27 protein-coding genes and 1 tRNA gene are annotated in these 24060 nt (G+C 55.2%); 9 read left to right on the top strand and 19 right to left on the bottom strand.

The annotated features are described in order from the left end of the window. The first annotated feature begins 154 nt into the window (after window positions 1-154). Window positions 155-1300 (top strand): porin, encoded by a 1146-nt coding sequence (locus BFV63_RS05285; RefSeq protein WP_022650515.1) that lies wholly within the window; start codon window positions 155-157, stop codon window positions 1298-1300. Window positions 1301-1425: 125 nt separating this feature from the next. On the opposite strand, the gene mnmH is transcribed toward BFV63_RS05285, so the two are convergent. The 5 genes from mnmH to ppiB all read right to left on the bottom strand — a co-directional run bounded on the left by mnmH (window position 1426) and on the right by ppiB (window position 5493). Then, window positions 1426-2496 (bottom strand): tRNA 2-selenouridine(34) synthase MnmH, encoded by a 1071-nt coding sequence (gene mnmH, locus BFV63_RS05290; protein ID WP_022650516.1) that lies wholly within the window; start codon window positions 2494-2496, stop codon window positions 1426-1428. A gap of 84 nt (window positions 2497-2580) precedes the next feature. Beyond that, entirely contained in the window at window positions 2581-3648 is a 1068-nt protein-coding gene (gene purK / locus BFV63_RS05295; protein WP_003858922.1) for a 5-(carboxyamino)imidazole ribonucleotide synthase, read from the bottom strand. Beyond that, window positions 3645-4154 (bottom strand): 5-(carboxyamino)imidazole ribonucleotide mutase, encoded by a 510-nt coding sequence (gene purE, locus BFV63_RS05300; protein ID WP_003858921.1) that lies wholly within the window; start codon window positions 4152-4154, stop codon window positions 3645-3647. The genes purK and purE overlap by 4 nt, the downstream gene beginning before the upstream one ends. A 118-nt stretch (window positions 4155-4272) precedes the next feature. Then, window positions 4273-4995, bottom strand: a complete 723-nt coding sequence (lpxH, locus tag BFV63_RS05305) for a UDP-2,3-diacylglucosamine diphosphatase (protein ID WP_022650517.1) — start codon at window positions 4993-4995, stop codon at window positions 4273-4275. Window positions 4996-4998: 3 nt separating this feature from the next. Continuing rightward, complete coding sequence (ppiB, locus tag BFV63_RS05310) at window positions 4999-5493, bottom strand: peptidylprolyl isomerase B (RefSeq protein WP_000256009.1); 495 nt, start codon at window positions 5491-5493, stop codon at window positions 4999-5001. A 175-nt stretch (window positions 5494-5668) separates the two neighbouring features. Here ppiB and cysS point away from each other — a divergent pair, with 175 nt between their 5' ends. Next, on the top strand, window positions 5669-7054 hold the full coding sequence (gene cysS, locus BFV63_RS05315) for a cysteine--tRNA ligase (RefSeq protein WP_022650518.1): 1386 nt from the start codon (window positions 5669-5671) through the stop codon (window positions 7052-7054). A gap of 88 nt (window positions 7055-7142) precedes the next feature. On the opposite strand, the gene BFV63_RS05320 is transcribed toward cysS, so the two are convergent. The 5 genes from BFV63_RS05320 to folD all read right to left on the bottom strand — a co-directional run bounded on the left by BFV63_RS05320 (window position 7143) and on the right by folD (window position 11658). Beyond that, complete coding sequence (locus BFV63_RS05320; RefSeq protein WP_022650519.1) at window positions 7143-7670, bottom strand: metal-dependent hydrolase; 528 nt, start codon at window positions 7668-7670, stop codon at window positions 7143-7145. A 73-nt stretch (window positions 7671-7743) separates the two neighbouring features. Next, complete coding sequence (malI, locus tag BFV63_RS05325; protein WP_048241263.1) at window positions 7744-8760, bottom strand: Mal regulon transcriptional regulator MalI; 1017 nt, start codon at window positions 8758-8760, stop codon at window positions 7744-7746. Window positions 8761-8843: 83 nt separating this feature from the next. Further along, window positions 8844-10343, bottom strand: coding sequence for a PTS transporter subunit EIIC (locus tag BFV63_RS05330; protein WP_003858916.1), 1500 nt, complete (start codon window positions 10341-10343; stop codon window positions 8844-8846). A 233-nt stretch (window positions 10344-10576) separates the two neighbouring features. Further along, window positions 10577-10789: a ribosome-associated protein YbcJ gene (gene ybcJ, locus BFV63_RS05335; RefSeq protein ID WP_022650521.1), complete on the bottom strand. Its 213-nt coding sequence runs from the start codon at window positions 10787-10789 to the stop codon at window positions 10577-10579. Window positions 10790-10791: 2 nt separating this feature from the next. Beyond that, a complete protein-coding gene (folD, locus tag BFV63_RS05340; RefSeq protein WP_003858914.1) occupies window positions 10792-11658 on the bottom strand; it encodes a bifunctional methylenetetrahydrofolate dehydrogenase/methenyltetrahydrofolate cyclohydrolase FolD in 867 nt (288 codons plus the stop codon). Window positions 11659-11968: 310 nt separating this feature from the next. Between folD and fimA the strand changes: the two genes are divergently transcribed. The 6 genes from fimA (at window position 11969) to sfmF (ending at window position 17975) form a co-directional block, all read left to right on the top strand. Beyond that, window positions 11969-12532, top strand: coding sequence for a type 1 fimbrial major subunit FimA (gene fimA, locus BFV63_RS05345; protein WP_003858911.1), 564 nt, complete (start codon window positions 11969-11971; stop codon window positions 12530-12532). A 69-nt stretch (window positions 12533-12601) separates the two neighbouring features. Next, window positions 12602-13144 carry a type 1 fimbrial protein subunit FimI gene (gene fimI, locus BFV63_RS05350; protein ID WP_003858910.1) on the top strand — a complete coding sequence of 181 codons (543 nt, stop codon included), beginning with the start codon at window positions 12602-12604 and terminating at the stop codon, window positions 13142-13144. Between the two features lie 34 nt (window positions 13145-13178). Then, window positions 13179-13871: a type 1 fimbria chaperone FimC gene (gene fimC / locus BFV63_RS05355; RefSeq protein WP_048241261.1), complete on the top strand. Its 693-nt coding sequence runs from the start codon at window positions 13179-13181 to the stop codon at window positions 13869-13871. Between the two features lie 14 nt (window positions 13872-13885). Further along, entirely contained in the window at window positions 13886-16444 is a 2559-nt protein-coding gene (locus BFV63_RS05360) for a fimbrial biogenesis usher protein (RefSeq protein WP_045330173.1), read from the top strand. Beyond that, window positions 16437-17444, top strand: a complete 1008-nt coding sequence (gene fimH / locus BFV63_RS05365) for a type 1 fimbria D-mannose specific adhesin FimH (protein WP_057059147.1) — start codon at window positions 16437-16439, stop codon at window positions 17442-17444. Before BFV63_RS05360 ends, fimH begins: the two co-directional genes overlap by 8 nt. A 9-nt stretch (window positions 17445-17453) precedes the next feature. After that, window positions 17454-17975, top strand: coding sequence for a fimbria assembly protein (sfmF, locus tag BFV63_RS05370; RefSeq protein ID WP_023315556.1), 522 nt, complete (start codon window positions 17454-17456; stop codon window positions 17973-17975). A gap of 50 nt (window positions 17976-18025) precedes the next feature. On the opposite strand, the gene fimZ is transcribed toward sfmF, so the two are convergent. The 3 genes from fimZ to BFV63_RS05385 all read right to left on the bottom strand — a co-directional run bounded on the left by fimZ (window position 18026) and on the right by BFV63_RS05385 (window position 20871). Further along, complete coding sequence (gene fimZ, locus BFV63_RS05375) at window positions 18026-18658, bottom strand: fimbria biosynthesis transcriptional regulator FimZ (protein WP_003858901.1); 633 nt, start codon at window positions 18656-18658, stop codon at window positions 18026-18028. A gap of 809 nt (window positions 18659-19467) precedes the next feature. Next, window positions 19468-20184 carry a helix-turn-helix transcriptional regulator gene (locus BFV63_RS05380; RefSeq protein ID WP_022650524.1) on the bottom strand — a complete coding sequence of 239 codons (717 nt, stop codon included), beginning with the start codon at window positions 20182-20184 and terminating at the stop codon, window positions 19468-19470. 24 nt (window positions 20185-20208) lie between these two features. Further along, on the bottom strand, window positions 20209-20871 hold the full coding sequence (locus BFV63_RS05385) for an EAL domain-containing protein (protein WP_045343229.1): 663 nt from the start codon (window positions 20869-20871) through the stop codon (window positions 20209-20211). Window positions 20872-21174: 303 nt separating this feature from the next. Here BFV63_RS05385 and BFV63_RS05390 point away from each other — a divergent pair. Beyond that, a tRNA-Arg gene (locus BFV63_RS05390) sits at window positions 21175-21251 on the top strand. 15 nt (window positions 21252-21266) lie between these two features. On the opposite strand, the gene BFV63_RS23335 is transcribed toward BFV63_RS05390, so the two are convergent. From BFV63_RS23335 to BFV63_RS05415, 6 genes are all read right to left on the bottom strand, one after another. Beyond that, window positions 21267-22424 carry a tyrosine-type recombinase/integrase gene (locus BFV63_RS23335; RefSeq protein WP_230031863.1) on the bottom strand — a complete coding sequence of 386 codons (1158 nt, stop codon included), beginning with the start codon at window positions 22422-22424 and terminating at the stop codon, window positions 21267-21269. Then, window positions 22307-22642: a helix-turn-helix domain-containing protein gene (locus BFV63_RS22395; protein WP_071957462.1), complete on the bottom strand. Its 336-nt coding sequence runs from the start codon at window positions 22640-22642 to the stop codon at window positions 22307-22309. The genes BFV63_RS23335 and BFV63_RS22395 overlap by 118 nt, the downstream gene beginning before the upstream one ends. A 110-nt stretch (window positions 22643-22752) precedes the next feature. Then, window positions 22753-23013: a hypothetical protein gene (locus BFV63_RS05400; protein WP_048241254.1), complete on the bottom strand. Its 261-nt coding sequence runs from the start codon at window positions 23011-23013 to the stop codon at window positions 22753-22755. A gap of 88 nt (window positions 23014-23101) precedes the next feature. Then, window positions 23102-23371: a hypothetical protein gene (locus tag BFV63_RS05405; protein ID WP_048241253.1), complete on the bottom strand. Its 270-nt coding sequence runs from the start codon at window positions 23369-23371 to the stop codon at window positions 23102-23104. Window positions 23372-23461: 90 nt separating this feature from the next. Then, window positions 23462-23680 carry a TraR/DksA family transcriptional regulator gene (locus BFV63_RS05410; RefSeq protein WP_069597460.1) on the bottom strand — a complete coding sequence of 73 codons (219 nt, stop codon included), beginning with the start codon at window positions 23678-23680 and terminating at the stop codon, window positions 23462-23464. 2 nt (window positions 23681-23682) lie between these two features. Then, a complete protein-coding gene (locus tag BFV63_RS05415) occupies window positions 23683-24033 on the bottom strand; it encodes an XkdD/Y8K6 family phage-associated protein (protein WP_045340876.1) in 351 nt (116 codons plus the stop codon). Window positions 24034-24060: the final 27 nt, after the last annotated feature.

Genomic DNA, 24060 nt, shown 5'->3' on the forward strand with positions numbered 1-24060 from the left:
ATTTCTGCTGGTGCGTCATTGCTTAACGGCACAAATCGTTAATGTCCCTGCATTTAGTAGCACAAAACATTAAAAACCCGCCCACACAGCCCGAATTTTTCCGGTTAATATTCACCAGCTAAATATTTAGTAGCGTGTCTATCAAGGAAAAAGAATGACTATAAGAAAAACAGCGCTGGCGACAACGATCGGCGCAGCAGTGGCATTGGCTTCTTTCGCATCCCAGGCGGAAATCACTCTTCTGAAACAGGATCCGCAGGCGGGTAACCCGCTGAGCCGCCTGAACTTCACCGTTGGCGGTAGTATTCGTCCTCAGTTCCAGAACATGACCGGCGATGACGGCAAAAACGGCTACAAGCGCAACGGCTTTGACGGCGGTACCCGCTTCCGTTTCGCGGCAGACTACTACCTGTTCGATGACATCAGCTGGATCACTTACTACGAGCTGGGTGTGAACATTCCGGCGCAGTTTAACTGGGATAACCACTACGCCGACGGCGCGCACGATACTTCACGCCGTATGCTCTACACCGGTCTGAAGAGCGACACCTGGGGTACGCTGACCTTCGGCCAGCAGAACAGCGTGTACTATGACGTGGTGGGCGCAAAAACCGATATCTGGGACTACGACATGATTGGTCAGGCGCCAGGTAACGGGATTAATGGCGACTACGACGGCTCTTACCGTTCACGCCAGATGCTGAAGTACAAGAAAACCGTGGGCGATGCTGACATCTACGCCTCTTACCTGTTTGAAGACAGCGAATACCTGCCGGGCAACGGCCTGCGCTACAAGCGTAAAGGCGGCGGTTCACTGGGTATCGATTATCACCTGACCACCGATCTGACCTGGGGCGCAGCGTGGAACTACACCCGCGCGGACATGCGTAACCCGGACAACGGCGACAGCAAATCCTACGACCAGAACATCCTTGGTACCGCCCTGAGCTGGACGCCGGATAACTGGACCTTCTCCGCAGGCGGCGGCTGGTATCAAAACTTCCTGACCACCAAAAAAGTGTCCGTTAACGACTACTTCGCCGGTGATGCATGGGGTATTGAATACTTTGCGGGTTACAAGTTCCCTGTTGGTCAGTATGCGGTGAAATCCATCCAGCCGTACTTCATGGGCGACCGTATCGAGTACGTGAATGGCCGTAACTACCAGCGCATCGACAACGGTGTGGGTATCAGCTTCCAGCTGGATTACGGTTTCCGCGTGGATTACGAACACGTGTTCACCTCCAGCACCGACAACCTGGGCGACATGAACCTGGTGCGTCTGCGTTACGACTTCTAAGTTGTCATGTAGGGTGCGGCCTGATGCCCTCACCCTGACCCTCTCCCACGGGGAGAGGGAAAAAACATTAAAAACGGCAACCCAGGTTGCCGTTTTGCTTTTACCTCGCCACCCGGCTTTATTTTTCAGCGATCGAGCCACTCAGCAATTTCTTCGTACGTCCCGCGATACACAATCTTCTCCGCCTTTTTCTCCAGCTGATAGCCGTACATCGGGTCGTAATAATCCTTCAGCAGCGGCACAAGCCAGCTGAAGTGCGCGTCAGTGCTGCCAGTACGCTGTTGCTCGACAAGCGCGGCATCCAGCAGGGCGGTAAATTCCGCGAAGCGTTGCAGCCCCAGACGGCGACGAATGGCGTACAGGCCGTGATGCAGATATTCGCTATACGCTTTCCAGCCCGCTTTCTCGCCGTAGGCAGCAGAAAAATCGGCCCACATATGGTCGAAATACTCTTCGCGCAGGCGCTCCAGGCGGACTTCAAAGGGGTCTTCGACGACAACGACAGGGGCGTCAACCATGCGGTCGCGCAGGCATTCCGGCAGGTGGTTAGAGCCAATCATCCGGCCTTCATCTTCCAGCACCCAGCGCGCGGCGTCTTTTTTTAGCAGTTCGACGGCAAGGTGATTTTCAAAACTGGCCTGGGAAAGCTGCGGGGTGAGCGTGCGACCAAATGATGAGCCGCGATGGTGCGCCAGCCCTTCCAGATCGATGCCCTGCGCATGCTGCTTAACCAGCAGCGTTTTACCGTTTCCGGTACAGCCGCCGATAAGCACCATCGGTTTTTGTGACTGCTCAATGGTCACCTGAATCGCCGTCTGACGCAGGGCCTTATAGCCGCCGCGGATCAGCGGATAATCGATTCCCGCCTCTTTCAGCCAGGCCTGGGAGATGTGTGAGCGCTGGCCACCGCGCGCGCAGCAAAGGTAGCCCTCAGGATGGGCCAGGCTGGCTTCCCGCCAGGCGTTGATGCGCGCCTCTCGCGTCTCGCCGTTGACCAGGCTATGGCCGAGCGCCAGCGCGGCGTCCGGACCCTGGCGTTTATAGCAGGTGCCGACGGCGGCACGCTCGTCGTCGTTCATTAAGGGCAGGTTGAGTGCGGCGGGCATCGCACCCTGGGCAAATTCGATCGGCGCGCGAACGTCGATTAAAGGGGTATCGGACGCGAGGATCGCGCGATAGTCCGTTCCATCGTTCATGGTGATTCCAGAAGAAAACTGAGCAGCAATGGGCGGGAATTGTACGCCGGGGAAGGGGAAGGTCAACTCCCCGGCGGGGGATACTTACTTCAGTTTTGACTGCGCCCAGACAATGCCGCTCGCGTATTCTGGCGGCAGCAGGGGAACAATCGCTTCCAGCGTAGCGCTCAGGCGGTCCGTGTCGGTATCGTTCAGGTTCAGGTGACCGACCTTACGCCCCGGACGTACCTCTTTGTCGTACCAGTGCAGGTGCACCAGCGGCAGCTTCAGCCAGTTGTAGTTCAGATCGGTACCGATCAGGTTGATCATCACCGACGGGCTGGTCACCACCGGCTGCGGCAGCGGCAGGTCAGTGATGGCGCGCAGGTGCAGCTCGAACTGGCTGATGGAGGCGCCGTTTTGCGTCCAGTGACCGCTGTTGTGCACGCGCGGCGCAAGTTCGTTGATCAGCAGACCCGACGGCGTGACGAAACACTCCATCGCCATTACGCCCACATAGCCCAGCTCATGCATGATGGCAGAGAGCATTTCTTCCGCCTGCGCCTGCTGGTCAGCATTGGCCTGCGGGAAGGCGACGCTGGTGCGCAGAATCCCGTCCTGATGCAGGTTATGCGTTAGCGGGTAAAAAACGGTGTGCCCGTCATGCCCGCGCGCGCCAACCAGCGACACTTCACCGCTAAAGTTAATGCCCTGCTCAACGATGCACTCGCCGTAGCAGTCATCCGGCAGCTCGGCGGTGTCGTTCGCGCGCAGGCGCCACTGCCCGCGGCCGTCGTAGCCGCCGACGCGACGCTTCACAATCGCCAGGTCTCCCAGCATCGCAAAGACGTCATCCCATTCGCGCTTATCGGAAAGCAGCTGCCACGGCGCGGTCGCGAGGCCGAGCTTGTCGAAAAGCTGTTTTTGCGTGAGACGGTCGGCAATGATCGGGAAGACGTCGCGGTTTACAAAGGCGTTATGACGCGCCAGCTCGCGGGTCAGGGCGGTTTCCGGCCAGCGTTCAATTTCGGCGGTGATCACGCTCTGATGGAACGGCACGGCTTCCGGCTCGGCATCCAGCCCGACGGGCCAGACGGCAATACCCAGCGGCTCACCGGCCTGACGCAGCATCCGGCCAAGCTGACCATTACCAAGAACGCAAACCTGCTTCATGCTGCACCCCGCGGATCCGGGTTATCCAGCACCTCGTCGGTCTGGGCTTTACGCCACTCCGCCAGACGCTGATGTAACTCTTTATCATGCGTCGCCAGGATCTGCGCGGCCAGCAGGGCGGCATTTGCCGCACCCGCTTTACCAATCGCCAGCGTACCGACAGGAATGCCGCGCGGCATCTGGACGATAGAGTAAAGGCTATCAACCCCGCTTAACGCGGCGCTTTGCACAGGAACACCCAGTACCGGCACCAGCGTTTTGGCGGCAATCATGCCCGGCAGATGTGCTGCGCCGCCCGCACCGGCAATGATCACCTCGTAACCGTTCTCTTCGGCGCTTTCGGCGAAGCTGAACAGTTTATCCGGCGTACGGTGCGCGGAAACCACTTCGACGTGGTGCGGAACATTCAGGATTTCAAAGATTTCGGCGGCGAACTGCATGGTAGCCCAGTCGCTTTTGGACCCCATCACGATGGCGACACGCGCCGGATTATTGCGGGAAGACATGCGTCTTAAAACTCCTGTGGTGCGGAACACACTGCTTTCGAGGGCACAGAGAATAGCATGTAATACCGGCAAGGAAAACGGTTGCGTGGTCGGGAAATGGGCGAAAAGACGGGGAGGGTTAAAACGGGAAGGCGATCAATTCAACACCTTCCGGCGTGACTTTGACCATCGATCCTTCGCTGTGCCAGGCCCCTAAAACCACGCGATGGGCGGGCTCGCCGTTGGCGATAAGGGAATGCACATCGGGACGATGGGTATGGCCATGGATCAGCCACTGAACGCGATGCTTCTCCATCACCTTCACCACCGCCTGCGGGTTGACGTCCATGATGGTCATCGATTTGCTGCTGTTGGCGGCCTTGCTGCCCGCGCGCATTCTGGCGGCGATGCGGTTGCGAATAAACAGCGGCAGGGCGAGGAACACTTTCTGGATCCACGGGGTGTGAACTTTGGCGCGAAACGCCAGGTAGCCGGTATCGTCAGTGCAGAGCGTGTCGCCGTGCATGATCAGAATATTGCGGCCATAGAGGTTTAGCACCTGCTCTTCCGGCAGCAGCGTCATGCCGCTCTCGCGGGCGTAGCGCTGGCCGATCAGGAAATCACGGTTGCCGTGAATGAAATAGCAGGGGACGCCGGAATCCACCAGCGTTTTAATGGCCGCAGCCATCTCACGGTGCAGCGGGTTCGGATCGTCGTCGCCAATCCAGGCCTCAAACAGGTCGCCCAGAATGTACAGCGCGTCGGCGTTTTTCGCTTCACCGCGTAAAAAACGCAGAAAACCGGCGGTTATCGCCGGTTCTTCTGTTTGCAGATGCAGATCCGCAATAAAGAGTGTCGCCACGAATTACTCGCTGACGGTCACGCTTGTAATCACAACGTCTTCTTTAGGAACGTCCTGGTGCATACCGCTGCGGCCAGTAGAAACGGCTTTGATCTTGTCGACCACGTCCATCCCTTCAACCACTTCTGCGAATACGCAGTAGCCCCAGCCTTGCAGACTTTCGCCAGAGAAGTTCAGGAAGTCGTTGTCCGCTACGTTGATGAAGAACTGTGCGGTTGCAGAATGTGGCGCCTGAGTACGGGCCATTGCCAGCGTACCACGGGTGTTTTTCAGGCCGTTGTTCGCTTCGTTTTTGATCGCTTCTTTCGTCTCTTTCTGGCGCATGCCAGGCTCGAAACCGCCGCCCTGGATCATAAAGCCGTTGATCACACGGTGGAAAATAGTGTTGTTGTAGAAACCTTCGCGGCAGTAGTCCAGGAAGTTTTTAACTGTTTCAGGCGCTTTGTCATCAAAGGTTTTGATTACGATATCGCCATGATTAGTGTGGAAAGTAACCATTTTTGCATCCTGTTCCGTTATTGTGGTGCGTCGACCCGTGCTCGGGTCACATATAGGGGCTTGTTATAGCATAACCACAGGACACGATCACCTTGCATTGTGTGCTGACCGTACTCCGAATTATGGGTATTATAAGGAACAAACAATCCACACACGTGTTTACATGGAATCTTCGATGTTAAAAATCTTTAATACAATGACGCGCCAAAAAGAGGAATTTAAACCTATCCATGCCGGGGAAGTCGGCATGTACGTGTGTGGTATTACGGTTTACGATCTCTGTCACATCGGCCATGGCCGTACCTTTGTCGCGTTCGACGTGGTGTCACGCTACCTGCGCTTCCTGGGCTACAACCTGAAGTATGTGCGCAATATCACCGACATCGACGACAAAATCATTAAACGTGCTAATGAAAATGGCGAAAGCTTTGTCGCGCTGGTGGATCGCATGATCGCCGAAATGCACAAGGATTTTGACGCCTTAAATATTCTGCGCCCGGACAGCGAGCCGCGTGCGACCCACCATATCCATGAAATCATTGATATCACCCAAAAGCTGATCGAGCGCGGTCACGCCTATGTGGCGGACAACGGCGATGTGATGTTCTCGGTGCCGACGGACCCAACCTACGGTGCGCTTTCCCGCCAGGATCTGGACCAGCTCCAGGCCGGTGCGCGCGTGGACGTGGTTGACGTGAAGCGTAATCCGATGGACTTCGTGCTGTGGAAGATGTCCAAAGCGGGCGAACCGAGCTGGCCATCCCCGTGGGGCGAAGGGCGTCCGGGCTGGCACATTGAATGTTCCGCGATGAACTGCAAACAGCTGGGCAACCATTTCGACATCCACGGCGGCGGTTCAGACCTGATGTTCCCGCACCACGAAAACGAAATCGCGCAGTCCACCTGTGCTCACGGCGGCGAGTACGTGAACTACTGGATGCACTCCGGGATGGTGATGGTTGACCGCGAGAAGATGTCGAAATCGCTGGGCAACTTCTTTACCGTGCGCGACGTGCTGAAGTATTACGACGCGGAAACCGTGCGCTACTTCCTGATGTCTGGCCACTATCGCAGCCAGCTGAACTACAGCGAAGAGAACCTGAAGCAGGCGCGCGCTGCGCTGGAGCGTCTGTATACCGCACTGCGCGGCACCGACAAGTCTGTTCCGGCCGCAGGCGGCGAGGCGTTCGAAGCCCGCTTCGTTGAGGTCATGAACGACGACTTCAACACCCCTGAAGCCTATTCCGTGCTGTTCGACATGGCGCGTGAGGTGAATCGCCTGAAGTCAGAAGATATGGCGGCGGCCAATGCGCTGGCGTCTCATCTGCGTAAGCTCTCTTCCGTGCTCGGCCTGCTGGAGCAGGAGCCGGATGTGTTCCTGCAAAGCGGCGCGCAGGCGGACGACGGCGAAGTGGCGGAAATTGAAGCACTGATTAAAGCGCGTCTGGAAGCGCGTCAGGCGAAAGACTGGGCGGCGGCGGATGCGGCGCGTAACCGTCTGACCGAGATGGGCATTATTCTGGAAGATGGCCCGCAGGGAACCACCTGGCGTCGTAAGTAATTTTCTCTTCACTCTAACCCTCTCCCACAGGGAGAGGGAATTGTTAGGTTTTCCCCCTCTCCACGTGGGAGAGGGCCGGGTGAGGGCATCAGCGCGCACGTTTTCTCCACCATAACATCCCCATCAGCACCATCCCCGGCAGCCACACCCACAGCAGTTCTGAGATAATGACCTCATGCCCGTATGGCGTGGTATAGCGCGACAGCGCAAACGGCGCGACTTTGATCACCTGCCACGGCGCAAAGAAGCGCTCATCTGACCAGGGCCACAGCCAGCCGACGCCTTTCCCGCCGGTGGTGATCGAATCCAGCAGGCTGTGCGACAGCAGCGACACGGTTAAAAACAGCCAGCAGCGCGTCAGGCTGGCCCTGAACCATCGTCGGCCTGCCAGCACGCAGAGTATCGGCACCACCAGGGCAAACAGTAGCGAATGAGTGAAACCGCGATGGCCGAAAATATTCCCGTAGGCAACACCGAATTTAAACGCCAGTACATCGGCATCGGGCAGCATGGCGAGGACGATCCCGGCAAACAGCAGGCGGGGTGGGATGACGTTGGTTCCGAGCCCTAAGCCCAGACACAGAGGTACGGCAGCGTGGGTGATAACGGTAGGCATTGCATTTATCCATTGCAAATCATGGAAATATAGCAGTCATCTCGCGCTAAAAGACCCATGCTAAATTCTGATTTTACGCCGATTCCCGCGCGATAAGCTGCCCGGAGAGGGTTATGCGCTGCGTTTGCAGGTCCGGCTCTTTCAGCCTGCGGATCATCAGCCCTGCCGCCTGGCGGCCGGTCTCTTCGCTGGCAGACGAAACGTAAGTCAGTGACGGCGACGTGAGATTAACGTGGAGCATATCTTCAAAACCAATCAGCGCCACCTGCTGGGTTAAAAACACGTCTTTACCCACCGTGCGCCCCACCTGGTGAATACCTGAGATCGAACCGATCATCGCGTCCGGTGAATGGCAGAGCAGGGCGGTAATCGTGTTGTTCTTCTCCAGCAGCTGGCGAGTCGCCATGGCCGCCGCCTGCGTGTCATCGGTGCAGGCTGGAGAATATTCCTCACGCCAGACCAGGCCGTTCTGCGTCATCGCGCTGCGAAAACCGAGCAGGCGCTGCTCGCGGATACGGCACCCGTCGCGCCCGCCAATATAGGCGATGGTGCGGTGCCCGCGTTCGATAAGATAACGCGCGGCCAGGTTCGCCGCCTGGCGGTTATCGCGCATCACCAGATTGCATTTCTCTTCCAGCAACGACTGCGAAACCGCCACAAGCGGCAGCGGGCAGTGGCGAATGTGTTCCGGGAGAGAGGCGGTGCGGGTGTCCGACGCCAGGTAGATGACGCCCGCCACGCCCTGCTGCTTAAACGAGAGCAGGGTACGCTCAAGATGTTCGCCGTCATTCAGCGGCTGACCGAGAAAAACCATATAACCCTGCTTCTCCAGCTCCTGAACGATGCTCGCCATCACCTTGATGGAAAAGCTGTCGCTGAAGTCGCGCAGGATCAGGCCGATTAAGTTGGAGGTGTTGGCGCGAAGATTGGCAGCGGCGACGTTATGAACATAGCCCAGCGTTGTGATGGCGGCATTGACCTTCCCGATCGTCGCTTCTGAGATCTTCCCTTTCTGGCGCAGCACCAGCGAAACGGTAGAAACCGACACGCCCGCATGCTTTGCGACATCAATAATGCTGACTTTCTTCAAAACCGCTCCCTGAAATTTACCGATTATCAGCCAGATAAGAGGCGACCCCCAGCGTACAGGAGACGCCTCCTTCAGGCATCTTATTATTTGCCAATCATCGTAGACATCGTCTGGGCGATAAACTGTGCTCTGGCCCCGAAAATCACCTGTATCCCGTTATCGCCCACGAACACCACGCCGCGCGCGCCAAGCCCGTTCAGCCCGTCCCGGTCCACCGCTTCGCTCTTCGCCACTTCCAGACGCAGACGCGTGATGCAGGAGCCGACGGAATCAATGTTCTGCGCACCGCCCAGCAGGCCGATGATTTCGGTGGCAAGTTCGGAATCGGACTTGTCATTCGCGCTGGCGGTCACTTCGGTGCGGCCCGGCGTTTTCACGTCGAAACGGCGGATCACGAAGCGGAAGGTGAAGTAGTAGATTAATGCCATCGGAATGCCGATGATAATGGCGCTCAGGAAGTTGGTCTGATAGCCGTTAAACGACGGCAGGATCCCGAACGACAGGTAGTCGATAAAGCCCGCCGAGAACGACTTGGCGATATGCGCATGCAGCAGGTACATGGTCATGTACGCCAGGCCTGCCATGATGGCGTTGAAGACGTAAAGGATCGGCGCCACGAAGATAAAGGTGAACTCTACCGGCTCGGTGATGCCCGTCAGGAAGCAGGTGAGGGCGGCGGAGAAGAGAATACCGGCCGCGATTTTCTTATTCTTCGTGTGCGCTTCGTGGTACATCGCCAGGCACGCCGCGGGCAGCGCGAACAGCATCAGCGGGAACTCGCCCTGCATGAATTTCCCGGCGTTCTGGTAGGTGTCGCTGCTGAAGGATTTCACCCCTTCTTCCAGCATCTTGAACCAGATGGTCTGGTCGCCGTGGATCACCTGGCCCGCCTGGGTAGTGTAATCCCCGAACGAATACCAGAAGGAGGGATACCAGATGTGATGCAGGCCGAGCGGGATCAGCGCGCGCTCCACCAGCCCGAAGATAAAGGTCGAGGCCGCCTGGTTATCGCCGTTCACCACCACGGACAGGGCGTCGATGCCGGACTGAATATGCTGCCAGACGTACGGCAGCAGCAGGCCGAGCAGGAACGACAGAAACGCCGTCGCAATCGCCACAAAGCGCTTGCCGGAGAAGAAGCCGAGGAATTCCGGCAGCTGCATGGTGTGGAAGCGGTTGTAACACCAGGCCGCAAGAATACCGCAGATCAGGCCGCCAAAGACGCCCATCTGTAACGTCGGAATGCCGACGACCATGGCGTATTTCCCGCCCTGGGAGGCCATTTCCGGCGTAATGCTCAGCACGGTGCTGATGGTGATGTTAGTGACAAACACGGAGACCGCCGCAGAGAGAGCGGCAATGCCGGATTCCGAAGCCAGTCCGACGGCAGAGCCGATGGCGAAGAGCATTGGCAGGTTATCAAAGATAACCCCGCCTGCGTTCATCATCAGCGGCAAGTGGAACTTATCGCCGAAGGCCAGCAACAGGCCCGCAGCGGGAAGCAGTGAAATTGGCAGCATTAAGGCGCGACCAATCATCGATAACTTAGACAGCGATTTAACAAACCCTGATATCAGGCTCATGCTGATTTCCCCCGAGTAGCGCTTTTTTTGCGCTGTTATTGTAAGTAGAACGTTTTAGTAGAACGTTCTACTTATCGTGGGGAAAGTCTGAAAATCGCGCAACTTAAATTTCACATTTCGCCAGAGGGAATAGTGATTATTTGAAGTTGATCGATAATTAACCGTGATGGGTGTGAGGGGATATTTATCCCCTCTCCCTGTGGGAGAGGGTTAGGGTGAGGGCATCAGACAGCTCAGGCCGTCACGGTCACGCTCTGACCTGCGAAGCTCACGGTCTGACCCGCGACAATTTTGCAGCGCTTGCGGGTTTCCACCGCGCCGTCTACTGTTACCTGCCCGTCGGCGATGACGATTTTCGCCTGCGCGCCGCTTTCGCTCCAGCCTTCCAGCTTCAGCAGATCGCACAGCTCAACGTGCGGGTGTTTACCTAAAGAAAAAGTTGCCATGATTACGCGTCCTCTACGTCGTGATACTCCTCGCACGCCTGCAAGGTATTCTGAATCAGTGTTGCTACCGTCATCGGGCCAACGCCGCCCGGGACCGGAGTAATATAGGATGCGCGCGCTGCGGCATCTTCATACACCACGTCGCCAACCACTTTGCCGTTTTCCAGGCGGTTAATACCCACGTCCACGACGATTGCGCCATCTTTGATCCACTCGCCCGGAATAAAGCCCGGCTTGCCGACCGCAACGATCAGCAGATCGGCGTTTTCGACGTGATGACGCAGGTTTTTGGTGAAGCGGTGGGTGACGGTGGTGGTGCAGCCCGCCAGCAGCAGCTCCATGCTCATCGGACGGCCCACGATGTTGGAGGCGCCAATCACCACGGCGTTCAGGCCATAGGTATCGATGTTATAACGCTCCAGCAGCGTCACGATGCCGCGCGGGGTGCATGGACGCAGGCGCGGCGCGCGCTGGCACAGGCGGCCTACGTTATACGGATGGAAACCGTCAACGTCTTTGTCCGGCGCGATACGCTCCAGCACCTTCACGTTGTCGATGCCCGCAGGCAGCGGCAGCTGAACCAGGATACCGTCGATCTCTTTATCGGCATTCAGGGTGTCGATCAATTCCAGCAGTTCCGCTTCGCTGGTGGTTTCCGGCAGATCGTAAGAGCGGGAGACGAACCCCACCTCTTCACACGCTTTGCGTTTGCTGCCGACATAAATTTGCGAAGCCGGGTTGCTGCCAACCAGCACAACGGCCAGCCCGGGGGCGCGAAATCCGGCGGCTTTACGCGCCTTCACTTTTTCCGCAACCTCAGAGCGCACCTGCTGCGCAATCGTTTTACCGTCAATAATCTTTGCTGCCATCAGAGAGAAGATTCCGTCTGTAACGTTAGAAAGGGGGAATTGCCTGTATTTTGTCAGAAGCGAGCGCCGCTGTCAGTCACCCTTTACGAGATTTCATCGATGTCCCGCAAAATCCCTTCTCAGGGCATGGTCAATTTCTTAGAGGTGATTAGGATGTGACCTGGCTAAATGGCAGCGTTTTGACATATTACAAAATAGATTCCTGAGCTACTTTGTCCTCTCCGAAATAAGCCTTCAATTTTTTAATTGAACGTATTTCTTATTCCCGAATATGCGCGGGAAGGGTTATTTACATTTTAAAGGAATAGACATGAAACTCAGCAACATTGCTTCTACTGTTATTGCAACTCTGGCCCTGGTCGCGGGTGCCGCTCACGCAGAAGATCCGGTAGCGCCTGTATCTGTAAACGGTGGTACGGTGCATTTTAAAGGTGAGTTAGTGAATGCCGCGTGTTCAGTGAATACTGACTCTTCAGAGCAGACGGTTAATCTTGGCCAGTACCGTACCGCGAAATTCACTAAAGTGGGTGACACCACCTCCAATATTCCGTTCACCATCGAACTGAACGACTGCGATCCTGCGGTAGCGAAAACCGCTGCTGTCGCGTTTACCGGCCAGATCGACGCCACCGACAAAACGCTGCTGGCGGTAAGCTCCGGTAACAACGACAACTCCGCGAAGGGCGTAGGTATTGAGATCCTCGACAGCAAATCCTCCACGCTGACCCCGGACGGCGCAACCTTCTCTGCGGCGCAGAACCTGATTGAAGGGACTAACACCCTGAACTTCACCGCGCGCTACAAAGCCACGGCGGCGACCACCGAGCCAGGCCAGGCAAACGCGGACGCAACATTCGTAATGAAATACGAGTAATGCCTGAGTACAGGGATGTGGCTGGCCTCAGGGAAGAGGTCTTTTGATCGCCTATACCGGGAGCGAAGGATGACAAGGACTGGGATACTGCTGTGCGCCCTTGCGATTGCCCCAGCGGTAAACGCACATACCGTGGTTATTGACGGCGGCAAAGTACACCTCAGGGGAGAGCTGGTTAACGGCGGTTGCGCCGTGGCTCCGGACAGCCAGAATATGCGCGTGGATATGGGGCAATACCGCACAAACGCCTTTTCCGGCGTCGGCAGCTTTTCCACGGTTAATGTGCCTTTCACCGTACGTCTGCTGGATTGCAGCGTGGACGTCTCCCGCACCGTGGGGATCCAGTTCCAGGGAGTGACACCGGCAGAAGACCCGCAGGTTTTCCTGGCGACATCGCGGCCGGGGGAAAATGCGGTCAGCAGTGGTGTCGGGCTGGCGCTTTTTGACGAACAGCAACGTCAGATCATCCCGAACGCGACGGCGGTGAGCTGGTTACCCATTAACACCCGCGAGCTGGTATTTCATTTCAGCGCCCGCTACCGGGCAATTTCCGAACACCTTGTCCCAGGCACTATTCAGTCGAATGTCTGGTTTACGTTGATTTATCCCTGACGCCTGCGAACTAATTATTAAAGGTACGGTTGTGATGAACACCCTGATTAAACCTGGACTGTTTTTATCTTTTATTTTGATGATGGTTTCTGCCAGCGCGAATGCGTCCGGCGGAATTGCGCTGGGCGCGACGCGCGTTATTTATCCGGCCGATGCCAAACAAACGTCGCTGGCGATCACCAACAGCAATAAACAAGAGCGCTATTTAATTAACGCGTGGATAGAAAATGCCAACGGGCAAAAGGAAAAAACCTTTGCCGTCACGCCGCCGCTGTTTGTCAGCGAGCCGGCCAGCGAAAACACCCTGCGCATTATCTACGCAGGCCCGGCGCTGCCTGCCGATCGCGAATCGCTCTTTTACATGAACGTCAAAGCGATTCCCTCCGTCAGCAAAAAACATCAGGACGGCAACAACGTCCTGCAACTGGCTATTCTGTCACGTATCAAGCTGTTTGTTCGCCCGTCTAACCTGGCGATGCCGCCGGAAGAGGCGCTCTCACAGCTGCGCTTTGAGCGCGTCGGCAACCATCTTAAGGTGAGCAATGCCTCACCGTATTACGTCACGCTGGTCAATCTGAAGCTCGGCGGACAGACGCTGGATAACCTGATGGTTGCTCCTAAAAGCTCGGCGCAGCAGGTGCTGCCTGCCGCTACGAGCGGCACGCTCTCCTGGCAGAGTGTGAATGACTATGGCGCCATTACGCCGGCGCGTAGCGTCAGCCTGTGAGCAGAGACAGGGCGATGAACACTCAATGGCGTTACTGCCCGGTTGCGCTGGCACTGATGGCAACGCTCTGGCCACTCGCTGGCTGGGGCGAAAGCTACTTTAACCCGGCGTTTCTCTCCGATGACACGGCGAACGTCGCGGATTTGTCGCGTTTTGAAAAAGGCCACCAGCAGGCACCGGGCGTCTATCGCGTCGATATCTGGCGTAACGATGAGTTTATTGGCACGCAGGACGTGCGGTTTGAGCAAGCCGACAACACGCCGCCGGTCGCGGGCGGTTTGTCGCCGTGTATAACGCGCGCGATGCTCGATCGCTTTGGCGTCAATATCGCCGCCTTCCCGGAACTGAGCAACGTGCAGGGTGATACCTGCGTTCCGCTCACCACGGCGATTCCGGGCAGCGAAACAGCGTTCAACTTCGCCTCGTTGCGCCTGAACGTCAGCCTGCCTCAGGTGGCGATGCAAAACAGCGCCCGCGGGTATATTCCGCCTGAACAGTGGGATGAAGGCATCCCCGCCGCGCTGCTGAACTACAGCTTTACCGGCAACCGGGGCAGCGACGACGACAGCTACTATCTGAACCTGCAAAGCGGGTTGAACTATGGCGCCTGGCGATTACGCAATAACGGCGCGTGGCGTTATACCGAAAGCAACGGCCAGCGGCACAGCAGCTGGCAAAATATTGGTACCTGGGCGCAGCGTACGATCATCCCGCTGAAAAGCGAGCTGGTGCTGGGTGACAGCAACACCGGTAACGATGTCTTCGACAGCGTCGGTTTTCGCGGTGGTCGCCTCTATTCGTCCGACAGTATGTACCCGGACAGCCTGCAAGGCTACGCGCCTACCGTGCGCGGAATCGCCCGCACCCCTGCCAAAGTGGTGATCCGCCAGAACGGATACGTGATTTACCAGAGCTATGTGCAGCCGGGGGCTTTTGCGATAACTGATCTTAACCCGACCTCCTCAAGCGGTGACCTGGAGGTGACGGTGGAAGAGAAGGACGGCAGCCAGCAGCGCTACACCGTCCCGTATTCCACCGTTCCTCTGCTCCAGCGTGAAGGACGCTGGAAATACGATCTGGTGGCAGGGGACTATCGCAGCGGCAACAGCGAGCAGGACACGCCGTTCTTTACTCAGGGTACGATGATTGCGGGTCTTGCCGACGGCTACACGCTGTACGGCGGAACGCAGCTGGCCTCGCGCTATACCGCCATCGCCATTGGCGCGGGTAAAAACCTCGGTGACTGGGGGGCGGTTTCACTTGATCTCACCCATGCCCGCAGCCAGCTTGCCGATGATAGCCGCCATGAAGGGCAGTCCCTGCGGTTCCTGTACGCAAAATCCCTTAACGGATTCGGCACCAACTTCCAGCTGCTGGGCTATCGCTACTCGACCAAAGGCTTCTACACCCTCGACGATGTGGCCTGGCGCACAATGGAAGGCTACCAGTATGGCGACGATCAGGACGATGACGGCGTGCCGGACGTGCAGAGCTATCACAACCTGACGCTGAATAAAAAAGGGCGTTTCCAGCTCAATATCTCCCAGTCTCTTGGCGATTACGGCTCGGTGTACGTGTCGGGCAGCCAGCAAAATTACTGGGGCACCAGCGAATCCAACGTCTGGTATCAGCTCGGCTACGCGGGCGGGGTGAAAGGGGTCAGCTACGCCTTATCCTGGTCGTGGAACAAGGCCGTCGGCATTGATGGAACCGACCGGATCGCCTCGTTCAACGTCTCCGTCCCGTTCAGCCTGTTCACCCGTCACGGCTACCGTCGCGATAACGCGATCGATCGGGCCTATGCCACGGCCTCTGCCAGCCGTAACAGCGACGGTGATACCAGCTGGCAGACCGGGATCAGCGGAACGCTGCTAAAAGATCGTAACCTGAACTACAGCGTTACGCAGGGCCACACCAGCAATAACGGTGCCAGCGGCAGCGCCAGCGCTAACTGGCAGGCAACGTACGGTACGCTGGGCGTGGGCTACAACTACACGCGGGATCAGCACGACCTCAACTGGCAGCTTTCCGGCGGTGTGGTAGGGCATTCAGACGGCATCACATTCAGTCAGCCGCTGGGCGATACCAACGTCTTGATCAAAGCGCCGGGCGCGTCAGGCGTGAGCGTCGAAAACCAGACCGGTGTCAAAACCGACTGGCGTGGCTATGCGGTGATGCCGTACGCCACGGTGTACCGTTACAACCGCGTGGCGCTCGACACTAACACCATGAGCAACAACACCGACATTGAAAATAACGTTTCCAGCGTCGTGCCGACGAACGGTGCGCTGGTGCGCGCCAGTTTTGACACCCGCATCGGCGTGCGCGCGTTGCTCACCGTTAAGCGTGATAACCAGCCTGTGCCGTTTGGGGCGGTGGTGCGTGAGACGCAGAGCGGCGTAACCAGCATGGTGGGAGATGACGGTCAGATTTACCTGAGCGGGCTGCCACTGAGCGGGGAGCTGCTGATTCAGTGGGGAGACGGGAAGCAGTCCCAGTGTCGTGCGCCCTACAGCCTGCCAGAACAGAGCCTGCAACAGGCGATCACACTTAAGGGGATCCGCTGTGAATAAAATCCATTATCTGGGGCTATCCCTGCTGGCATTTTTGCCGCTATCTCAGGCGTTCGCCACCGTCTGCGTCAATGAAAATGGCGTGCCGACGGAGGTGTATTACGACCTGACGGATAAATTCAACAGCTCCAATAACCAGGTGGGGCAGATTGTCACACTCAGCGAGAAGTCTCAGTGGGTGGGTGTTAACGCCGTCTGTCCTAAGGGAACGTCCGGGAACACCACCAAGCGCAGCTATGTTACCGATTACCCGGTCACGGGCACCAGCGATGGCTACCAGTATCTGAAGCTTAACGACTATCTGGACGGAGCGATGAAAATCACCGACAGCTACGCTGGCACCTTCTATCCACCCAGAAAGTACATTCAGATGGGGAGCCATCCGAACGTGTCTAAAAACAAACCGTTTGGTGTACAGGATTCCAGCCTCGTCTTCCGGCTTAAGGTGACCCGACGCTTTATCAATATGGTAGTGATCCCCCGGGCGACCATGTTCCGGGTTTACGTCACCACGACCTCCTCGGATCCGCTCACCACGCCGGTTTATACCATCAGCTACAGCGGGACCATTCAGGTGCCTCAGAGCTGTGAAATTAATGCCGGGAATGTGGTGGAGTTCGATTTCGGAGACATCGGCGCCTCCCTGTTCAGTAAAGCGGGCATTGGGAATAAGCCGGAGGGGATCTCAGCGCAAAGCAAAACCATCGGCATAAAATGCACCAACGTCGAGGCGAACGCCATGCTCACGATGCGTGTTGAAGCGGAGAAGGTTTCAGGCAGTACGCTGGTTTCCGATAACGCGGATGTGGGTTTTGTGATTGCCAACAGTAATGGCGTGCCGCTGACGCCCAACAACCTGACCAGCAAAATCCCGTTCCGTCTGGACGACAGCGCTCAGGCACAGGTGGGGATCCGCGCGTGGCCCGTCAGCGTGACCGGTAAAAAACCTGCCGAGGGGCGTTTTACCTCTCGCGGCTATTTACGCGTCGACTACGACTAAGGAGCAGATATGCGAAACGGAATACGGTATTTAGCCGTCGCGCTCTTTGCGCTTTGCTCCCCTGCACACGCAGAGACGGCGCTTGGGGAAATTAACATTCAGCTCTACGGCAATATCGTGGATTTTACCTGCGTGGCGGAGGGGGACGACAGCAATAAAACCGTCACGCTCGGCACCTGGCCCACGAAACAGCTCCGCACAACGGGGAGCCGGACGCAGCCTGTGCCGTTCACCCTGAAGCTGACCGGATGCCCGCCGGGGGCAGCTTCGGTCACATTTACGGGGAAGATGGACGGGCATGATAACAGCCTGCTGGCGCTGAATGATGCCAGCGCGGCCAGCAACGTGGCCGTGGAGATCCTTGACCGGGATAAAACGCGCCTCGCGTTGCAGCAGGCCAGCCAGACGGTGGCGGTGGATGCGCAGGGAAATGCAGAACTGTCGTTTTATGCCAATTATATCGCCACGGCGGATAATCCGCAGCCGGGCCGGGCTGACGCCGATGCAACGTTCATGATCAATTATAATTAATCGTATCCACTCTCCCTGTGACGATTATATGTTGCAGGGAGAGAGAGGGATTACAGTAATTCGTGCGCTTTCGCGTAATCAATTAATTCAACGATACTTTGCACGCCCAGCTTGGAAAAGATATTAGACTTATGGGCACTAATTGTTTTGTTGCTAAGTAATAATTGATCCGCAATCTCCTTATTAGATAATCCGTTCGCCAGATATCGCAGAACCGTCACTTCACGATTCGATAATGGCATATCCACAGCGGCGCCCGTCCGCGAGCCCAGATGGTTTATAAAACTTAATGTTTCTGAAGGGAAGAAAGAATAGCCCGTCAGTATCATTTCCACCGCGTTATAAATTTCCCCCAGATCTTTTCGCTTACTGACAAAACCATTTGCCCCGGCGCGGATGGCGCGTCCTGCGTAGAAGGCTTCAGATTTTGAAGAGAGGAAAAGAACCTTAATGTCTTTATTTAAGTTCCTGATTCTTTTCAGTAATACGAACCCATCCGTGCCCGTCATTTCAATATCGAGAATGACCAGGTCAATGGGGTGGTTGCGTATACAGTCAAGCACTTCGTGGCTGTCGCCTGACTTCAGTTTGACCTGGATGTTTTTATTTTTCTGTAGCAGGACTTCTATCGACATTCTGACGATAGGGTGTTCGTCCATAATGATAACGGATGCCGGTTTCATTTTTTATGCCTCAGATTGTTAAAAGCGTTATGCTGAGTTTTGTTAAAACTCTCGAAAAGCCGGAAGGATAATTGCGCAGATCCTTGTACGGTAAATGTCCCTGGGAAGAGCGAAAGCATCCTTGTTTACGTAGTGGTGATATCAATGCCTCAGCGCAGTTATCTCATAAGGCTGGTTATGGCAAAATGATTTTTCTTATTCGCGTGTCAAACACGTCTTATTATACCGTTTAAGTATTGTCCGAAAAGCCTGTAAATTAATATCCATATATTGCTGATTATTATGTTCTGGATCTGAATCACTAACTTTTTAAAATTAGCAAAAATGTCCTGATATTGCATTTACCACACACTTTCATCTTTATGTAATAACAAAAAATAAACGATTTTACTGTATGTTAAATGAATGTTAACAGTAAGCGGGCTGTGACAACCAGCATCCCGCCTGCCCGCCATCCCTGAAATCCGCCATTTCGTGCGTCATCTCTCCGTTTCAAACGTCTCCTGGCAAATTGCCGTTCCCAACAACAGAACAGCACTATCTGCTGTTTTCTTCACCTCTCATCGCATTCTTTTACAGGTAAATCGCTTGTTTTTACACCATTATCATCCTGTTAACGGAAGCGCCAGAACCTTAACGCATGGATAAAATCACTCTCGTTGAGCGTACCAGCAGCATTTCGCATGGTTTAAGGTCAAGAATTAGGAATAGTTATAAAATCGAAAGTTTTGTTAAAAAACACAAAAATTTAACATGCATCCTAAGTAATTTCCTAAAGGTCTTTAGGAATTAAGAAGTTACTGAATACGTTAATACGTGAAATCTGAGAGGTTGTTGAGAAGATGTAGCAACTCATGACGATGATTCAGTCCAAGTTTCGCCAGGATGCAGCTGAGACGGTAAATAATGCGGCTATATGGGCGGTTCTGTAACTGCGCGATCTGACGCAAGGAGCTACCCTGTGACAGCGCCTGTAAGATCGGCCATTCATCCCGTGAAAACCACTCTTTGCGGTTGCCGGCGGGTGCCGGTGCTTCCAGCAAGGTTTGTTGCATAGCCAACGCCGTAAGCTGGCGTTCAAGCACATGAAAAGGGCCAGCCGCTTTACAAAACAGGCGAGCATCATAATCATCGGCGCGGACGAGCAGGTAGGGTGTCAGGTAGGGGGCGAACAGGCTGTGGCGGCGTAATCGGTCCAGCAGGTCAATGAGCGGCGAGGCGCGGCTTTCAATGTCAACTACCAGACGCGATGAAGGCCAGTGATTTAAATCACTGAGAGCGGCATCAAGCGTGGAATAGTCGCAGCAATTGCTCAGGGGCGACTGCCCGCTCAGAAAACCGGAACGGAAATAATTATCCTGTGTGACCAGAATGATAAAGGGAGCATCGGTTTTGCGGGTCTGGTTGATTGACTGGCTCAAATATTCGAGACGATCAAAAAATGGGAGAGCAAAAGGCGAGTGCGTAGAACCCAGTGAATCACTTCCTGTCCGACGACGCCGGTAACGGCGTACTGTCATTCGCATAGCTTCCCTCTTGGCGATGACCGTTCAGTCCTCCTGCCATCTCCAGGATGGCCAATAATATCCCTGACCGAAGCGCGCGCCAGCATGAAGCGCGCATGTACGGTCCCGTTCTGTTTCAATGCCTTCAATAAGCACATTCGCAGCAATTTTTGAACAAAGGGTGACCAGCTGTGTCAGCGCCGGCGTTTCACGTAAACGCCAGAAAGCGATCTTATCGATTTTTATTCCGCATAACGGCAGGCGACAGGATAAAAATGCTTGCCCTGACGCTTCATCAATATCGTCCAGCCAGATCCGGTGTCCCCGCGCGGTCAACTGCTGAAGCGCACAACTCACCCTCTGACGTACCGGGTCTGAGAGTGAAAAGAACGAGGCAGGTTCCACGAGTTCAATGTTCAGCGGTGGGCTGTTAAGTTGCAGTAAACGCTGGAACATTTCCGGTATGGTCAGAACGGTTATCGGCAAATTTATGAAAAGGTTGTCACAGGGGAAGGGGTTTTTTAACGCGGCGATCTGTGCTTCCAGCAACATAAGCGCCCGGGTGGCTGACCAGTCCTGGAAAAAGCTTTCGCTTTGCTGATGCGGCGACAGCACGCTGAGCACTTCGGCCCCCACCGCGCGTGAAGAGGAGAGGGCGACAATAGGTTCAAGCTTAATGCCTGTAATGTCGTGTGAGATGTGCTGCACGCACGCGGGAAAACCTGTCTGCTCTGGCGCTGTCACTCCGTCGTCCTGTTCACTTCCAGCCTCCAGGCGGCCGGGATACCGCAGGACAGTGTGAAGGTGAAGTAAACAGGAAAACAGCAGGCGTTACTTAAAAGCGGCTAAGCCTTTTCGCAGCCCGTAAAAGAGGGATAAATGTTGAAAAAACAGCCGTATTTACAATCAGCTAGTCATTATCGCCAGAGAAGGCGGAAAAGGCATTGACTCACTACGCATTGACCGTATAATTCCAGGCGTTTCACCACCGCGAAGTACACTCTTCTCCGTGCGCCCTTAGCTCAGTTGGATAGAGCAACGGCCTTCTAAGCCGTAGGTCGTAGGTTCGAATCCTACAGGGCGTGCCATTTAAAAACAGGCGCTTACGCCAGTTTCAAGCCAGCCTGATTTTCTCCTTGTGTCGTATTTGTGTCATGGTTGCCAAAAATGGCATCAATTTTCCGTGCGTGTTCGCTTAAGTGGTTCGGTGCCAGGTGAGCGTATCGACGGACCATTTCGATGGACTCCCAGCCGCCCATTTCTTGCAGAACGGACAACGGCACGCCGGACTGAATTAACCAGCTCGCCCAGGTATGCCGGAGGTCGTGAAAACGGAAGTCCTCTATACCCGCTCTTTCCAGTCCAATGCGCCAGGCGACATTGTCATCCACTCGCATTTTTCGGACAGCCGGAGTGACGGTTTTATCCGGGCGCGTTGATGGCTTCGTGTGAACGAATACCCACCTGGAACTTTTCCCGATCTGATCCCTTAACACCCTGCATGCGGTATCATTCAGAGCCACGCCGATAGCCTTGCCCGCCTTCGCGTTCTCCGGATTTACCCATGCAACCTTTCTCTGCATATCGACCTGCTGCCACTCCAGATCAATGATGTTGGAGCGGCGCAGGCCGGTTGCCAGTGCAAATATCACCACCGGCTTTATCGACTCCGGCATGCAGGCAATTAACCGTTCTGCCTCTTCCCTGGTCAGCCATCGGATGCGTTTGCTGATCGGCTTTTTGGTTTTTATAACCGGGGCCGTTTTAATCCAGCCCCAGTCATTAGCCGCAGCCTTGAACAGAGATCGCATGAACGAAAGGTGCTGGCTCTTTGTGGCCTGGCTTACCGGTTTCTCAACATACGGAGGCGGTTCCTTCCCCCGGCGTATAGCCGCGTCCCTGCGCGACTCCCAGACCTGAATATGCTTACGATTGACCATCTTCGAAACAGCCTCATGAACCTGATCAGCTGTGATGGTTGAAATATCCCGGCCGGAGAAATGCCGCAGGAAATATTCGATTTTGGTCTTATCGTCATCGAGTGACCGCTTATGCTCCTTCTCGCGGATCCACCTGATGCAACATTCCTCAAACGTCCTCGTCGGTAGTTCCCCAATTTTATCAACCCGCCACGCTTCAGCCTTCAGCTTGTCGTGCAGCTCCTGCGCTTGTTTCTTGTCCCCCGTACCAAGAGATCGTCTAATTCTTTTCCCTGACGGCGTAACGAAATGACAGTGCCAGACGCCGCCTCTGAGGGTGATTGACATGAAATTTCTCCTTTATGTTCACCCGCGCTCGCGGAAACAGGATCGCGCGGGTCATGTAAATACGCAATACAGGCAACGTCGGTTGTGCGGTATTTGTTCCCGATCTTCTTCCCGGCCAGTTGCCCCGAGTCGATAAGACGGTAGACAGTTCTCGGTGAGGTGATTAGTAGATCGGCCGCCTGTCTGGCTGTCAGTGTTTTTGCCTCAACCATGCATTTCCTCCAGGCAAAAAAGAACCCGGCGCGGGGCCGGGCAAAAGGGATCAAGAGGTGGCGTTTTCGCACCCAATAGCCGGCTCATAACTGGCTATCAGTTGCGTGAGTTAGATTTGCGATCGGTTATTCCGCTTCACCGCGAAGTTTCCGGTCAGCGCGCTGCTGATTGGGCCGCCGTTTTTCAGGTCTGAAACGATGATATCGACGGTCAGCCCTTCGCTTGCCATTTCGTTATCAATTGGCTCATTGTCCTCTAGCACGTCACGGAAAGACGCGGCGACAATCTTCCCACCCATAAACGACATGCCAGCGCTAACCGGCGGCTCTTTACCGTCCTCATACTCAAATACGAACGTCATCTTTCCCATAATTTCTCCTCATGCCGCGCGCTGGGCGCAGCGAGTTTTATCCAATAAAAAACCCCGCCAGGGCGAGGTACGTTTCAGTACACTGTTTTCAGTTTAGCGGGGTAGGGTTGTACTTAAATATGGCTTCTAATATTGTTTTATCTGAAGGCTCTTCACCATTTACTCCAATCAAAAAACCACCTTTTTCTGGATAAACAGTGCTAACCCGGAATGAAACCTGCTCTGAACGATGACTAACAATATTTGCGCCTGTAGGCGATGGTACTGGCATGCTGTTGAAGTAGTAGGATTCTTTCCCGGGTTCAACCTGTTTCTTTGTGCCTTCATGTCCAGCACCAAAAAGCATAATATCTTTCATCTTATGATCTCCTGAATACAGACTAACAAATATTAGGCTGACACCGTGAAGGACGTAAATGCCGCTGTTAAGTAAGGTAGCAAGGATGAGTTAGAACCCCCTCTGCTTATTCCTTAGTTCGATAACACCCAGGCACTCCGCGCACGTCTGGCAGCCGGGAACGGCAGCGCGCCGCGGCTCGGGAATTGGTTCGCCGCATTCTTCACAACGTTCAGCTGATACGGCGTTGCGGTCGATCCGGTGAGCGGAAAGGGCAGCGTTACGCTGAAGCTCTTCAATCTCTGCTGCTGTGTCGATGATATCGGCCATGGTCACTCCTTACCGAGGGCTTTGTTGATGGCGTGCAGAGCCTTCTTTCCGGCGGGTTCATCTTCTAGCCGCCAGTTACCGGCATCGCCTGAATCAGCGAGCTGCTTATAGTTTTCGAACAGGGATTGCAGCGCGTCCAGCAAATCAGGCGCGGCTGCTATCAGATGCGCATTCGCAATTGTTTTATCGAAAGATGTCTGCCCGTCTCCTCCGATGTTTGGTGGTGTACTTTGGAGATAAGCAATTTCGTGCAGCGATTCTGATGAATTAATTTCTATGCAAGCCACGTTGTCGTCACTTACGCAATTGTGAGAAAAGCTCCACTTTCCCGGAGTGCCCTTAAAATCTTTCATAATCACTACTCCTGAAACTGTCGGTTA

The organism is Enterobacter hormaechei subsp. xiangfangensis, assembly GCF_001729785.1.
GTDB lineage: Bacteria > Pseudomonadota > Gammaproteobacteria > Enterobacterales > Enterobacteriaceae > Enterobacter > Enterobacter hormaechei_C.

What these genes read in the sequence shown, in the direction of transcription:
- BFV63_RS05285 (WP_022650515.1), top strand. Translation starts at nt 155, where the DNA reads ATGACTATAAGAAAAACAGCGCTGGCGACAACGATCGGCGCAGCAGTG.
- mnmH (WP_022650516.1), bottom strand. Translation starts at nt 2,496, where the DNA reads ATGAACGATGGAACGGACTATCGCGCGATCCTCGCGTCCGATACCCCT.
- purK (WP_003858922.1), bottom strand. Translation starts at nt 3,648, where the DNA reads ATGAAGCAGGTTTGCGTTCTTGGTAATGGTCAGCTTGGCCGGATGCTG.
- purE (WP_003858921.1), bottom strand. Translation starts at nt 4,154, where the DNA reads ATGTCTTCCCGCAATAATCCGGCGCGTGTCGCCATCGTGATGGGGTCC.
- ppiB (WP_000256009.1), bottom strand. Translation starts at nt 5,493, where the DNA reads ATGGTTACTTTCCACACTAATCATGGCGATATCGTAATCAAAACCTTT.
- cysS (WP_022650518.1), top strand. Translation starts at nt 5,669, where the DNA reads ATGTTAAAAATCTTTAATACAATGACGCGCCAAAAAGAGGAATTTAAA.
- BFV63_RS05320 (WP_022650519.1), bottom strand. Translation starts at nt 7,670, where the DNA reads ATGCCTACCGTTATCACCCACGCTGCCGTACCTCTGTGTCTGGGCTTA.
- BFV63_RS05330 (WP_003858916.1), bottom strand. Translation starts at nt 10,343, where the DNA reads ATGAGCCTGATATCAGGGTTTGTTAAATCGCTGTCTAAGTTATCGATG.
- ybcJ (WP_022650521.1), bottom strand. Translation starts at nt 10,789, where the DNA reads ATGGCAACTTTTTCTTTAGGTAAACACCCGCACGTTGAGCTGTGCGAT.
- folD (WP_003858914.1), bottom strand. Translation starts at nt 11,658, where the DNA reads ATGGCAGCAAAGATTATTGACGGTAAAACGATTGCGCAGCAGGTGCGC.
- fimA (WP_003858911.1), top strand. Translation starts at nt 11,969, where the DNA reads ATGAAACTCAGCAACATTGCTTCTACTGTTATTGCAACTCTGGCCCTG.
- fimI (WP_003858910.1), top strand. Translation starts at nt 12,602, where the DNA reads ATGACAAGGACTGGGATACTGCTGTGCGCCCTTGCGATTGCCCCAGCG.
- fimC (WP_048241261.1), top strand. Translation starts at nt 13,179, where the DNA reads ATGAACACCCTGATTAAACCTGGACTGTTTTTATCTTTTATTTTGATG.
- BFV63_RS05360 (WP_045330173.1), top strand. Translation starts at nt 13,886, where the DNA reads ATGAACACTCAATGGCGTTACTGCCCGGTTGCGCTGGCACTGATGGCA.
- sfmF (WP_023315556.1), top strand. Translation starts at nt 17,454, where the DNA reads ATGCGAAACGGAATACGGTATTTAGCCGTCGCGCTCTTTGCGCTTTGC.
- fimZ (WP_003858901.1), bottom strand. Translation starts at nt 18,658, where the DNA reads ATGAAACCGGCATCCGTTATCATTATGGACGAACACCCTATCGTCAGA.
- BFV63_RS05380 (WP_022650524.1), bottom strand. Translation starts at nt 20,184, where the DNA reads ATGCGAATGACAGTACGCCGTTACCGGCGTCGTCGGACAGGAAGTGAT.
- BFV63_RS22395 (WP_071957462.1), bottom strand. Translation starts at nt 22,642, where the DNA reads ATGGTTGAGGCAAAAACACTGACAGCCAGACAGGCGGCCGATCTACTA.
- BFV63_RS05400 (WP_048241254.1), bottom strand. Translation starts at nt 23,013, where the DNA reads ATGGGAAAGATGACGTTCGTATTTGAGTATGAGGACGGTAAAGAGCCG.
- BFV63_RS05405 (WP_048241253.1), bottom strand. Translation starts at nt 23,371, where the DNA reads ATGAAAGATATTATGCTTTTTGGTGCTGGACATGAAGGCACAAAGAAA.
- BFV63_RS05410 (WP_069597460.1), bottom strand. Translation starts at nt 23,680, where the DNA reads ATGGCCGATATCATCGACACAGCAGCAGAGATTGAAGAGCTTCAGCGT.
- BFV63_RS05415 (WP_045340876.1), bottom strand. Translation starts at nt 24,033, where the DNA reads ATGAAAGATTTTAAGGGCACTCCGGGAAAGTGGAGCTTTTCTCACAAT.